Here is an 11,587-nt window from a genome sequence, read left to right on the forward strand (position 1 = left end):
GCAGGCCCCGGGAGCGCCCTGGTCACCTGCCCTGATCACGTGCCCTGGCCATCGGCCCTGGCCGTGGCCAGCAGTTCCTCCGCGTGCGCCCGGGCCGTCTCCGAGTCCTCCTGGCCGGCCAGCATCCGGGACAGCTCCCGGATCCGGTCCTCGCCCTCCAGCACCTTCACACCGGACCGGGTCACGGAACCGTCGTTGGTCTTCTCCACCAGCAACTGCCGGTCGGCGAAGGCGGCCACCTGCGGCAGGTGCGTCACGACGACGACCTGCGCGGTCTTCGCGAGCCGGGCCAGCCGCCGCCCGATCTCCACCGCGGCCTTGCCGCCGACACCGGCGTCGACCTCGTCGAAGAGGTACGTCGGCACCGGGTCCGTCCCCGCGAACACCACCTCGACGGCCAGCATCACGCGGGACAGCTCACCCCCGGACGCCCCCTTGGCGATGGGTCGCGGCGGCGCCCCCGGATGCGGGGCCAGCAGCAGCTCGACCTCGTCGACACCGGCCGGCCCGTACGCGACCGCGCGCCCGTCGACCTCGACGCCCTCCGGGTCCTCGGTCTGCCGGATGTCGAAGGACACGCGCGCGTGCGGCATCGCCAGCGAGGCCAGCTCGGCGGTCACGGCGGCCGCGAACCGCTCGGCGGCCTCCGTCCGCGCGTCGGTCAACGCCTGCGCCAATCCGCCCAGTTCGACCCGCAGCGCGTCCCGCTCGGCGGTCAGCTCGCCGATCCGCTCGTCGTCGCCGTCGAGTTCGGTGAGCCGCGCGGCGCCCCGCTCGGCCCACGCCAGCACCGAGGCGACGTCCTCGCCGTACTTCCGTGTCAGCGCGGTCAGCGCGGCCCGCCGCTCCTCGACGGCCGCCAGCCGCAGCGGATCGGCGTCCAGGTCGTCGGCGTACCCGGCGAGCTCCCCGGACACGTCGCCCAGCAGGATCCCGATCTCCCCGATCCGGTCGGCGAGCGCGGCCAGCGCCGGGTCGTGCGACCGTACGGCGTCCAGAGCCCGTGCCGCGCCCGCCACCAGGGTCGCCGCGTCGATGCCCTCGGGATCCTCCGGGTTGCCCGCCAGGGCCGCGTGCGCGGCCGTGGCGGCCGACGACAGGGCCTCCGCGTGCCCGAGCCGCTCCGCCTCCTCCGCCAGTTCCACGTCCTCCCCGGCGCGCGGCTCGACGCCGGCGATCTCGTCGAGGCCGTAGCGCAGCATGTCGGCTTCCTGGGCCCGCTCCCGCGCGCGGGTGGTGATCTCCGCCAGCTCGACGGACACGGCCCGCAGCCGGCGGTAGGCCCCGGTGTACTTGGCCAGCGGCACGGCGACGGCGTCCCCCGCGTACCGGTCGAGCGCCTGGCGCTGCCGGGACAGTTTCAGCAGACCCTGCTGGTCGGTCTGCCCGTGCACGGCCACGAGGTCGTCGGCGAGCTCGGCGAGCAGCCCCACGGGCACGCTGCGCCCGCCCAGGTGCGCGCGGGACCGCCCCTCGGCGGAAACGGTACGGCTGATCAGCAGCGTCCCGTCGTCGAGCTCCGCCCCGGCCTCCTCCGCCCGCACGACGGCCGAGTCGCCCGCGGACACACTGATCCGCCCCTCCACGACCGCGTTCTTCGCCCCGATCCGCACGAGCGCCGCGTCGGCCCGCCCGCCGAGCAGCAGTCCGAGGCTGGTGACCACCATGGTCTTGCCCGCACCCGTCTCACCCGTGACCGCGGTGAACCCCGGCGACAGCTCGACGACGGCGTCGTCGATGACTCCGAGCGACCGTATCCGCATCTCTTCCAGCACGATGAAGACCTTACGAGGTCCGGGGCGGGGAGTGCGACGCCCCCCGGCCCGGTCGTGTGAAGGCGCAGGTGACCCATGTGCGGGGACCGCACGTGTCACCCAGGCGAGTGGACGTGCCCAGGGCCGCGGGGAAGCGCGCGACCGGGCCCCGGACCACCCGCGACCGCCGACGCTCCCCAGCAGCCCCACGGCACCCCGGAGCACCCCGGAGCACCCGCTGCGACCGCTAGTGCGGCGCCCCCCGCCACCCGGACACCGGCAGCGCGAACTTCGCCACCAGCCGGTCCGTGAACGACGCGTGATGCAGCCGGGCCAGCCGCACCGGCACGGCCCCCCGCCGCACCTCGACCCGTGCCCCCGGCGGCAGCTCCACCGTCCGCCGCCCGTCGCACCACAGCACACCCGGCGGGATGTGCGGCAGGACCTCCACCGCGAGCACCGAGTCCGGCGAGGTCACCAGCGGCTTGGCGAACAGCGCGTGCGCGCTGATGGGCACCATCAGCAACGCCTCGACCTCGGGCCACACCACGGGCCCGCCCGCCGAGAACGCGTACGCCGTGGACCCGGTCGGCGTGGACAGCACGATCCCGTCGCACCCGAACCCGGTCACCGGCCGCCCGTCGATCTCCAGGACGACCTCCAGCAGCTTCTCGGCGGAGACCTTCTGGACGGCCGCCTCGTTCAGCGCCCAGTCCGTGTGCACGATGTCCCCGTTGCGGTGCACGACGACGTCGACGGTCATCCGCTCCTCGACCTCGTACGCCTTCGTCGCCACCCGCTCGACGACCCGGTCGAGATCGTCCCGCTCGGCCTCCGCGAGGAAACCGACGCGTCCGAGGTTGACGCCGAGCATCGGCACCCCGGAGGCACGGGCGAACTCCGCGCCCCGCAGCAGCGTCCCGTCACCGCCCAGCACGATCAGCAGCTCGCACCCGTCGAGACACTGCGCAGTGGCCTCCCTGACCAGTTCCACCTCCGCCGGCAGCGGCAGATCCCGCGCCTCCGCCTCCAGGACGCGCACGCCGATGCCCTCGCGCAGCAGCCCCTTCACCACCAGCTCCGCGCTGCGGATCGCCGCGGGCCGCCCGGTGTGGGCGAGCAGGAAAACAGTACGAGCTCGGTTCTGGCTCAACGCGGCCCCTCCGCCACTGCACGGTCGACGTCGGCCGGGTCCAGTTCGGGTGCTCCCGACCGCAGCCACAGAAAGTACTCGACATTCCCGGACGGTCCGGGCAGCGGACTGGCGGTGACACCCTTCACGCCGAGCCCCAGGTCCCAGGCCCGCCGCGCCACCGCGCGCACCGACTCGGCGCGCAGCTGCGGACTCCGTACGACTCCCCCGCTGCCCAGCCGCTCCTTCCCCACCTCGAACTGCGGCTTGACCATCATCACCAGATCGGCGTCCGGTTTCACGCACCGCGCCAAGGCGGGCAGTACCAGGCCGAGCGGGATGAAGGACAGATCCCCCACGACAAGATCCACAGGCTCCCCATCGATCACTTCGAGCGTCAACTCGCGTACGTTCGTACGGTCCTTGACGGTGACGCGTTCATCGCTGCGGAGAGACCAGGCGAGTTGTCCGTATCCGACGTCCACGGCGACCACGTGCGCGGCCCCCGCCCGCAGCAGCACATCGGTGAAACCGCCGGTGGACGCGCCGGCGTCCAGCGCCCGCCGGCCCTCGACGACCAGTCCTTCCGGCCCGAACGCCGCCAGCGCGCCGGCCAGCTTGTGGCCGCCCCGCGACACGTAGTCGGGATCGCTGTCGTCGGCCGAGACCACGATCGCCGCCGCCGTCTCCACCTGCGTGGCCGGCTTGGTCGCGACGGTCTTCCCGACGCTGACCCGCCCGGCGGCGATCAGCTGGCCGGCGTGTTCGCGCGAGCGCGCGAGCTTGCGGCGGACCAGTTCCGCGTCGAGACGGCGACGTGCGACTCCTGCCACGTTCGGTTCAGCTCCTACTGCTGTACGGCGAGGGGGGCGCCGGAGGTCCCGGGCGGGCGTCGAGCGCGGTGAGCGCGTCGCGCAGCCCCCGGTGTACATCCTCGTACACCTCCAGGTGTCCGTCCGTGGCGAGGTGGTCGGCGTCACCGAGCCGCGCCAGCAAGGCATCCACCTCGGCGTTGCCGGTGGGGATGCCGGGCACGCCCAGCGGGGCGGGCGCGGCGGGATCGTACTCCGGGTCCACGGGCACGGACGGCGGGCCCGGTGCGTCCGGCGCCGGACCTTCCGCTTCCGCCCGGGCCTCCGCCTCGGGCACAGAGTCGCTCATGCCCAGACGCTACCCCGAAGCCCTGGGGTACGGTCGACCGCGATGGCCACGATCGAGGAGTGCCGCGCCGCACTCGAGAAGCTCTCGGACAATATGCAGTCCGCCGAAGGGGACGTCCGCGCCGCCGCGGCCCTGGACCGTTCGGTGAGCTGTCACATCACCGACCTGGACGTGACCTTCGTCGGCCGGCTCAGCGGCGGCCGGATCCAGGTCGCCGACACGGTTCAGGGGCCGCCGCCGGAGAGGGCGGAGATCAGACTCGCCCTGGCAGGCGACGACCTGGTGGCCCTGGTGAACGGCGAGCTGAACTTCGCGAAGGCCTGGGGTTCGGGCCGGGTGAGGCTGGAAGCCGGCCTCAGGGACCTGCTCCGCCTCAGGAAGCTTCTGTAGCGACGGCCCTCGCCTCCGCCGTCACGTCCTTCGCCGCCACGGCCGTCTTGGCGTCCGTGGCGGCCTTCGTCTCCGTGGCCGCCGTCGCGTCCGCCGCCGCCTTCGCGTCCGTACGTGCCTTGCGCGCCGCCGGCACCACCAGCGGCGTCCCCGTCTCCGGGTCGTCGATGACCTGGCAGCGCAGCCCGAAGACCTCCTCGACCAGCTCGGCCGTGACGATGTCGCTGGGGGCGCCCTCGGCGATGACCGTGCCGCCCTTCAGGGCGATGAGGTGCGTGGCGTACCGGGCGGCGTGGTTGAGGTCGTGCAGGACGGCGACCAGCGTGCGGCCCTGTTCCTCGTGCAGCTCCGCGCACAGATCCAGTACGTCGATCTGGTGCTGGATGTCCAGGTAGGTCGTCGGCTCGTCGAGCAGCAGCAGCGGCGTCTGCTGGGCCAGCGCCATCGCGATCCACACCCGCTGCCGCTGGCCGCCGGACAGCTCGTCGACATAGCGGTCGGCGAGTTCGGCGACACCGGTCTGCGTCATGGACTCCTGGACGACCCGCTCGTCCTCGGCCGACCACTGCCGCAGGATCCCCTGGTGCGGATAGCGGCCCCGGCCCACCAGGTCGGCCACGGTGATCCCGTCGGGCGCGATCGACGACTGCGGCAGCAGTCCCAGGGTGCGGGCGACCTTCTTCGCCGGCATGGACTGGATGACCTGCCCGTCGAGCAGTACCCGGCCCTGGTTCGGCTTGAGCATCCGTGACAGTGCCCGCAGCAGCGTGGACTTGCCGCACGCGTTCGGGCCGACGATCACGGTGAACGAGTGGTCGGGTATCTCCACCGACAACTGCTCGGCGATCACCCGCTGGTCGTAGGCGAGGGTCACGTTCTCGGCGGACAGGCGGTTCACAGTGCTCCTTTGGTTGTCGCGCCCGGTGCCGGCGCTGCTGTCGACGCTCATATCCGTCCCGCCTTGCGCTCGATGACCAGCAGCCACAGCAGGTACACGCCGCCGAGGACGCCGGTGACCACGCCCACGGGCAGCTGGCCGGCCCCGAAGGCACGCTGCGAGACCCAGTCGGCGGTGACCAGGAGGGTGGCGCCCATGCACAGCGACGGCAGCAGGTTCGGCCCGGGCGAGCGGGTCAGGCGGCGGGCCAGCTGCGGCGCGGTGAGCGCCACGAAACTGATCGGGCCGGCGGCCGCCGTGGCGGTCGCGGTGAGCAGCACGGCGGCCACCAGGAGCAGCATCCGTACCCGCTCGACGCGCACCCCGAGGGCGTACGAGACGTCGTCGCCCATCTCCATCATCCGCAGGGCGCGCGCGTGGGCGAGGACGAGCGGGACCAGCACGACGCACAGCCCGAGCAGCGGCCACACCTGGTCCCAGTCACGGCCGTCGAGCGACCCGGTGATCCAGACGACGGCGCGGGCCGCGTCGGTGAGGTCGGACATCGTCAGCAGATAGTTGTTGAGCGCGGTGAGGATGGCGGACACACCGATACCGACCAGCACCAGCCGATAGCCGTGCACGCCCCGCTTCCAGGCGAGCAGGTAGATGGCGATGCCGGTCGCGAGACCGCCCAGCAGGGCGCCGACGGTGACCTGGGCCGCGCTCCCGGACATCAGCACGATCACGATCAGCGCGCCGGCCGCCGCGCCCTGGCCGAGCCCGAGCACGTCCGGACTGCCCAGCGGATTGCGGGAGATGGTCTGGAACAGCGCTCCCGACAGGCCCATCGAGGCGCCGACCAGGAGCCCGACGAGGACCCGCGGCAGCCGCAGCTCGTTGACGATGAACTCCTGGCCCGCCTTGCCGTCGCCGGCCAGCGACCTGAGCACGTCGGCCGGCGGGATCGGGAAGTCGCCGGTGCCGATCAGCACGACACTCGCGGTGAGCGCGGCGACCAGCAGCAGGACGACGACGGTGACGGCGCGGACGTCCAGCCGGAGCGAGAACCCGCCGGGGGTCCTGAGGGCACGGTTGGTCTTCACAGCTGGGCCAGCCTCCGCCGACGTACGAGAAAGATGAACACGGGACCGCCGATGAGCGCGGTGACGATCCCGACCTGCAGCTCCGCGGGCCGCGCCACCATCCGGCCGAGGATGTCGGCCCCCAGCAGCAGCACGGGCGACAGGACCGTCGCGTACGGCAGGATCCAGCGCAGGTCGGGCCCGGTGAAGGACCGCACGATGTGCGGGACCATCAGCCCGACGAACACGATCGGACCGCAGGCGGCGGTCGCGGCCCCGCACAGCACGGTCGCAGCGAGCATCGACAGCGCGCGGGTGCGGTTCAGGTTGGCGCCGAGGGCCCGGGCGGTGTCGTCTCCCATGGCCACCGCGTTCAGCGGACGTGCCAGGGCGAGCGCGAGGGCCGAGCCGACCAGCAGGAACGGCAGCACCTGCGTGATGGTCGAACCGGTCGCGGAGGACAGCGAACCGACGGTCCAGAAGCGCATCCTGTTCAGCGCCGCGTTGTCCAGGATCATCACGGCCTGGAGATAGCCGTAGAGCGCGGCGCTGATCGCGGTGCCGGCGAGTGCGAGGCGCACCGGCGTGGCACCCCGGCTGCCGCCCAGGAACCAGACCATCGCGCCCACCCCCGCCGCACCGAGGAACGCGAACCACACATAGCCGGTCAGCGAGGTGACGCCGAGGAACGAGATGGCGGTGACCACCGCGGCGGACGCGCCCGCGTTGATCCCGAGCAGTCCGGGGTCGGCCAGCGGATTGCGGGTGAGCGCCTGCAGCACGGCCCCGGCCAGACCGAGCGCGGCACCGGCGAGCACACCCAGCACGGTCCGTGACAGCCGGTCGGCGACCACGGCGTCGGCGTACGTCCCCGACTCCTCGAACAGGCCGTGCCAGACCTCCCCCATCGACAGTGCCTTGGCACCGACCGCGATGCTCGCCACCGTGAGCAGCACCAGGAGCACGACCGAGACGAGCAGCCCGACGACGCGTATCGCCTGGCGGTTGGGGGGCGCGGGGGTGGTCTCCGCGCGCTGTTCTGGGGGACTGTCGACCAACACGTGGTTAGGTTAGCCTACCCTCGCACCCGGCCACGAGCCGGTGGTACGCGCGTCCACCCGCTCACCGGTACGTCTCCCCGCACCGCCGGGACGTATGCCGCCGGCTCACCGTCCCAGCCGGGCCAGCGACTTCCCCCCGTCCAGCTCGCACACACCGTCACCGGCCGCCGTCCAGGCCGCCGCGCACAGGGCCCGCAGCCCGTCCAAGGCCTCGCCGTCACCGTCCAGTTCGAGCTCCTCGGCCCCGGCCGTCGCCGTCCAGCCGCCGCACCGGAAGCCCTTCCCGTTCCCGGTGACCTCCGGCTGCCCGGTGAGCAACCCCCGCAGATCGGCGTCGACATACGTCGGCCGGTGCTGCTGCGGCGCCGCCAGCAGCTGCGCGCCGTCCGTCACCCCGGTCAGGACGAGCAACGAGTCGACGTCCCCGTTGAACGCGCCCTCGATGTCCGTGTCCAGCCGGTCCCCGACCACCAACGGCCGCTCGGCACCGGTCCGCAGGATCGTCTCCCGGTGCATCGGCGGCAGCGGCTTGCCCGCCACCTGCGGATCGGCGCCGGTCGCGATCCGTACGACCTCCACCGCCGCGCCGTTGCCCGGCGCGATCCCGCGCGCACCCGGAATCGTCAGGTCGGTGTTGGACGCGAACCACGGCACCCCGCGCGCGATGGCGTAGCAGGCCTCGGCGAACCGGCCCCAGGGCAGATCGGGCCCGCCGAACCCCTGCACCACCGCCACCGGATCGTCGTCCGCCGACTCCACCGGCTCCAGACCGCGCTCACGCAGCGCCACCCGCAGACCCTCGCCGCCGATCACCAGCACACGCGCGCCGGCCGGCACCTGCTCGGCGATCAGCCGCGCCACCGCCTGCGCGGAGGTGATGACGTCCGACGCCCCCGTCGGTATGCCCAGCTCGGTGAGGTGCCCGGCCACGGCGTCCGGCGTCCGCAGCGCGTTGTTGGTGACGTACGCGAGCCGCATCCCCCCCGCACGCGCGGTGGCGAGCGACTCGACGGCGTACGCGATCGCGTTCCCGCCCGCGTACACCACCCCGTCCAGATCGAGCAGCGCCGTGTCGTACGCCTCGCTCAGGGCCCGACCACTGCCCTCGGGCTTCGTCCTGACGCCCTGACTCATCACGCATCGCTCCTCGTTCGACGGCTTTCCCCCGATCATCGCGCATGCCACTGACACACGTACGATGCCGGGATGAACTCAGCAGGTCACTCGGAAGCAACGGTGCGCCGAGGCCTGGAACTCACCCCGTTCCGAGGCCTGCGCTACGACCCCGACCGGGTCGGCGACCTCGCCGCCGTGACCTCCCCTCCGTACGACGTCGTCGTGCGCCCGGACGGCGTGCACCACCTCCAGTCCGCGGCCCCGCACAACATCGTGCGACTGATCCTCCCGCAGGCCGCCACCCCCGCCGAGCGCAACGCCCAGGCGGGCCGCACCCTGCACCGCTGGGTGTCCGAGGGCGTCCTGACCACCGACCCCGCGCCGGGCCTGTACGTCTACGAACAGCGCGCCGGCGACGGCCTGCTCCAGCGCGGCGTCATCGGCGCCCTGCGCCTGTCGGAGCCGTCGGAGGGCGTGGTGCTGCCGCACGAGGACGTCATGCCGCACGTCGTCGCCGACCGCGCCGCCCTCATGCGCGCCACCTCCGCGAACCTGGAACCCCTGCTCCTCACCTACCGCGGCGACGGCTCCGCCTCCGCGACCGCCGAGATCGTCGAGCGCGCCGCGCAGCAGCCCCCGTTGCTCGCGACGACCACGGAGGACGGCTTCCAGCACCGCCTGTGGTCGGTCACCGACCCCGCCGACGTGGACCGGGTCCGGTCCGACCTGGCCCGGCACCAGGCCCTGATCGCCGACGGCCACCACCGCTGGGCCACGTACCGGCGGCTAGGCGCGGAGCACCCCTCCCCCAGCCCCTGGGACTACGGCCTGGTCCTCCTCGTCGACACGGTCCGCTACCCCCTGCGGGTGCGCGCCATCCACCGCCTGCTGCACGGCCTGCGCGTCGCGGACGCCCTGACCGCCGTGGACGGTCTGTTCCGCGTACGCCGCCTCGACGTCCCACTGGCGGGGGCCCTGGAGATCCTGGCCGACGCGGCCGCCGAGGGCAACGCCTTCCTGCTGGCGGGCGACGGCGCCTTCCACCTGATCGACCGCCCGGACCCGGCGCTGCTGGCCCGCACGGTCCCCGCCGACCGTCCCGACGCCTGGCGCACCCTCGACGCGACGGTCCTGCACGCCGCCCTCCTGGACCACGTGTGGCACATCCCCGAGGACGACCCCGCCCGCATCGCCTACATCCACGACGCGGCGGCCACGGTCGACAAGGCCGAACGCGACGGCGACACGGCCGTCCTGATGCACCCGGTCCACGAGGAGGTCGTCCGCGACCTCGCCCGCCAGGGCGTCACGATGCCCCGCAAGTCGACGTCGTTCGGCCCCAAGCCGGCATCGGGGCTGGTACTGCGCGCGCTGGATCCGTGACACCCGGATGTGACACCTGGACCCGTGGCACCTCGGACGCACAAAGGGGCGGGACCCTAGCCGACCGGCCGGGATCCCGCCCCTTCTCCCACGGACGTCAGTCCTGGTCGTCGCCCTTCACGTCCTCCACGGACGTCTCCAGGGACGCGCCATCGCTTTCGCCGTCATCCTCGGGCTCTAGCTTGCGCTCGGGCTCGCGCTCGAAGGCGTCCTCGGCCTCGACCTCGGTCTCAACCTCGGTCTCAACCTCGTGGACGTCCTCGCTCTCGTCGAAGGCGTCGACGAACTCCACCCCCTCCAGCTCGGCGAGCCGGTCCGAGGCGTCGGTGCCACCGTCCTTGTCGGCCTCCACGGCCTTCGCGAACCACTCCCGGGCCTCGCCTTCCCGCCCGGCGGCGAGCAGGGCGTCGGCGTACGCGTACCGCAGGCGCGCGGTCCACGGCTGCACGGAGTTCGAGGCCAGCTCGGGGCTCTGCAGCGTCACGATCGCCGCGTCCAGCTGCCCCATGTCACGCCGGGCGCCGGCCGCGACGAGCCGCATCTCCACCTGCCCGGCCTTGTCCAGCTTGCGCACCTCGGGCGCCCCGGCCATGTCCAGCGCCCTCTCCGGCCGCCCGAGTCCACGCTCGCAGTCGGCCATCACGGGCCACAGGTCCACGGTTCCCGTCATCCGCCGGGAAGCCCGGAACTCGGCGAGCGCCTCGCTGTACTTCTGGTTGGCGTACGCCGCGAACCCGGCCGCCTCCCGCACGGCGGCGACACGCGACGCGAGCCGCAGGGCCACCTTGGAGTAGCCGTAGGCGCCCTCGGGGTCCTCGTCGAGGAGCCGGGCCACCATCACCAGGTTCTTGGCGACGTCCTCCGCCAGCGTCTTCGGCAGGCTCTGGAGCTCCTGCCGTACGTCCTTGTCGATCTCGTCGCCCGTGACGTCCTCGGGGATCGGCAGCCGCTTGATCGGCTCCCGGTCCCGGTCGCGCTCGTCACGGAAACTCCCGCCACCGCGACGGTCGTCACGGCCACGGAACCCACCGGGACGCCCACCACGGTCGTCGTCCCGCCGGGGCCCACGACCACCACGGTCGTCCCGCCCACGGAACCCACCGCGCTCGCCACCCCGGCTGTCCTCACGGCCACGGAACCCACCGCGGTCCCCGCCCCGGCTGTCCTCACGGCCACGGAACCCCGGACGGTCCCCGCCGCGGCTGTCCCGGCCCCGGCTGTCCCCACCGCGGCTGTCCTCGCGACGGACCGCAGGACGTTCCGCACTCCGGCTGTCCTCACGACCACGGAACCCACCGCGGTCACCGCCGCGGCTGTCGTCACGACGGAACCCACCGCGGTCCCCGCGGTCCTCAACCCGACGGTCGTCCCGCCGTTCGCCACCACGGTGTTCGCCACCACGGTCGGCGCGGTCGTCCCGCCGATCGTCACGGCGGTCATCCCTACGGTCATCGCGCCGGAAACCACGGTCCCGGTCATCGCGCTGGAACCCACCGGGACGACCACCACGGTCATCACGCTGGAACCCACCCGGACGACCACCACGGTCATCACGCTGGAACCCACCCGGACGACCACCACGGTCATCACGCTGGAACCCACCCGGACGACCACCACGGTCATCACGA

At 73.1% G+C, this 11,587-nt stretch carries 12 protein-coding genes; 3 read left to right on the forward strand and 9 right to left on the reverse strand.

Annotated elements, in window-relative coordinates:
- Positions 1 to 35: 35 nt before the first annotated feature.
- The 4 genes from recN to ACWD0J_RS09260 all read right to left on the reverse strand — a co-directional run bounded on the left by recN (position 36) and on the right by ACWD0J_RS09260 (position 4,047).
- Positions 36 to 1,763 (reverse strand): DNA repair protein RecN, encoded by a 1,728-nt coding sequence (gene recN / locus ACWD0J_RS09245; protein WP_451495151.1) that lies wholly within the window; start codon positions 1,761 to 1,763, stop codon positions 36 to 38.
- Positions 1,764 to 2,001: 238 nt separating this feature from the next.
- Positions 2,002 to 2,907, reverse strand: coding sequence for an NAD kinase (locus ACWD0J_RS09250; protein WP_451495137.1), 906 nt, complete (start codon positions 2,905 to 2,907; stop codon positions 2,002 to 2,004).
- On the reverse strand, positions 2,904 to 3,719 hold the full coding sequence (locus ACWD0J_RS09255; protein ID WP_451495138.1) for a TlyA family RNA methyltransferase: 816 nt from the start codon (positions 3,717 to 3,719) through the stop codon (positions 2,904 to 2,906). The genes ACWD0J_RS09250 and ACWD0J_RS09255 overlap by 4 nt, the downstream gene beginning before the upstream one ends.
- A gap of 7 nt (positions 3,720 to 3,726) precedes the next feature.
- Positions 3,727 to 4,047 carry a hypothetical protein gene (locus tag ACWD0J_RS09260; RefSeq protein WP_451495139.1) on the reverse strand — a complete coding sequence of 107 codons (321 nt, stop codon included), beginning with the start codon at positions 4,045 to 4,047 and terminating at the stop codon, positions 3,727 to 3,729.
- Between the two features lie 42 nt (positions 4,048 to 4,089).
- Between ACWD0J_RS09260 and ACWD0J_RS09265 the strand changes: the two genes are divergently transcribed.
- Entirely contained in the window at positions 4,090 to 4,437 is a 348-nt protein-coding gene (locus tag ACWD0J_RS09265) for an SCP2 sterol-binding domain-containing protein (RefSeq protein WP_451495140.1), read from the forward strand.
- On the opposite strand, the gene ACWD0J_RS09270 is transcribed toward ACWD0J_RS09265, so the two are convergent.
- The 4 genes from ACWD0J_RS09270 to ACWD0J_RS09285 form a co-directional block, all read right to left on the reverse strand.
- Complete coding sequence (locus tag ACWD0J_RS09270) at positions 4,421 to 5,386, reverse strand: ABC transporter ATP-binding protein (RefSeq protein ID WP_451495141.1); 966 nt, start codon at positions 5,384 to 5,386, stop codon at positions 4,421 to 4,423. The two genes, ACWD0J_RS09265 and ACWD0J_RS09270, sit on opposite strands and share 17 nt — an antisense overlap.
- Positions 5,383 to 6,420 carry a FecCD family ABC transporter permease gene (locus ACWD0J_RS09275; RefSeq protein ID WP_451495142.1) on the reverse strand — a complete coding sequence of 346 codons (1,038 nt, stop codon included), beginning with the start codon at positions 6,418 to 6,420 and terminating at the stop codon, positions 5,383 to 5,385. Before ACWD0J_RS09275 ends, ACWD0J_RS09270 begins: the two co-directional genes overlap by 4 nt.
- Positions 6,417 to 7,460, reverse strand: coding sequence for a FecCD family ABC transporter permease (locus tag ACWD0J_RS09280; protein ID WP_451495143.1), 1,044 nt, complete (start codon positions 7,458 to 7,460; stop codon positions 6,417 to 6,419). Before ACWD0J_RS09280 ends, ACWD0J_RS09275 begins: the two co-directional genes overlap by 4 nt.
- A gap of 105 nt (positions 7,461 to 7,565) precedes the next feature.
- Complete coding sequence (locus tag ACWD0J_RS09285) at positions 7,566 to 8,594, reverse strand: HAD hydrolase-like protein (protein WP_451495144.1); 1,029 nt, start codon at positions 8,592 to 8,594, stop codon at positions 7,566 to 7,568.
- A 72-nt stretch (positions 8,595 to 8,666) separates the two neighbouring features.
- Here ACWD0J_RS09285 and ACWD0J_RS09290 point away from each other — a divergent pair, with 72 nt between their 5' ends.
- A complete protein-coding gene (locus tag ACWD0J_RS09290; protein WP_451495145.1) occupies positions 8,667 to 9,959 on the forward strand; it encodes a DUF1015 domain-containing protein in 1,293 nt (430 codons plus the stop codon).
- 97 nt (positions 9,960 to 10,056) lie between these two features.
- Here the strand turns inward: ACWD0J_RS09290 and ACWD0J_RS09295 are convergent, their stop codons facing one another.
- The gene (locus tag ACWD0J_RS09295; RefSeq protein WP_451495152.1) at positions 10,057 to 10,905 is read right to left on the reverse strand and encodes a hypothetical protein; all 849 of its coding nucleotides are present in this window, start codon (positions 10,903 to 10,905) and stop codon (positions 10,057 to 10,059) included.
- A gap of 441 nt (positions 10,906 to 11,346) precedes the next feature.
- On the opposite strand from ACWD0J_RS09295, the gene ACWD0J_RS09300 reads away from it, so the two are divergent.
- Positions 11,347 to 11,587, forward strand: a 241-nt coding sequence (locus ACWD0J_RS09300) for a hypothetical protein (RefSeq protein ID WP_451495153.1), incomplete at its 3' end; no start/stop codon positions are given.

Source organism: Streptomyces sp. NPDC003011 (assembly GCF_053591515.1).

Bases quoted from the DNA above. Each gene is read 5' to 3' on its own strand.
- ACWD0J_RS09290 (WP_451495145.1), top strand. From the start codon at position 8,667: ATGAACTCAGCAGGTCACTCGGAAGCAACGGTGCGCCGAGGCCTGGAA.
- ACWD0J_RS09260 (WP_451495139.1), bottom strand. From the start codon at position 4,047: ATGAGCGACTCTGTGCCCGAGGCGGAGGCCCGGGCGGAAGCGGAAGGT.
- ACWD0J_RS09265 (WP_451495140.1), top strand. From the start codon at position 4,090: ATGGCCACGATCGAGGAGTGCCGCGCCGCACTCGAGAAGCTCTCGGAC.
- recN (WP_451495151.1), bottom strand. From the start codon at position 1,763: ATGCGGATACGGTCGCTCGGAGTCATCGACGACGCCGTCGTCGAGCTG.
- ACWD0J_RS09285 (WP_451495144.1), bottom strand. From the start codon at position 8,594: ATGAGTCAGGGCGTCAGGACGAAGCCCGAGGGCAGTGGTCGGGCCCTG.
- ACWD0J_RS09270 (WP_451495141.1), bottom strand. From the start codon at position 5,386: ATGAGCGTCGACAGCAGCGCCGGCACCGGGCGCGACAACCAAAGGAGC.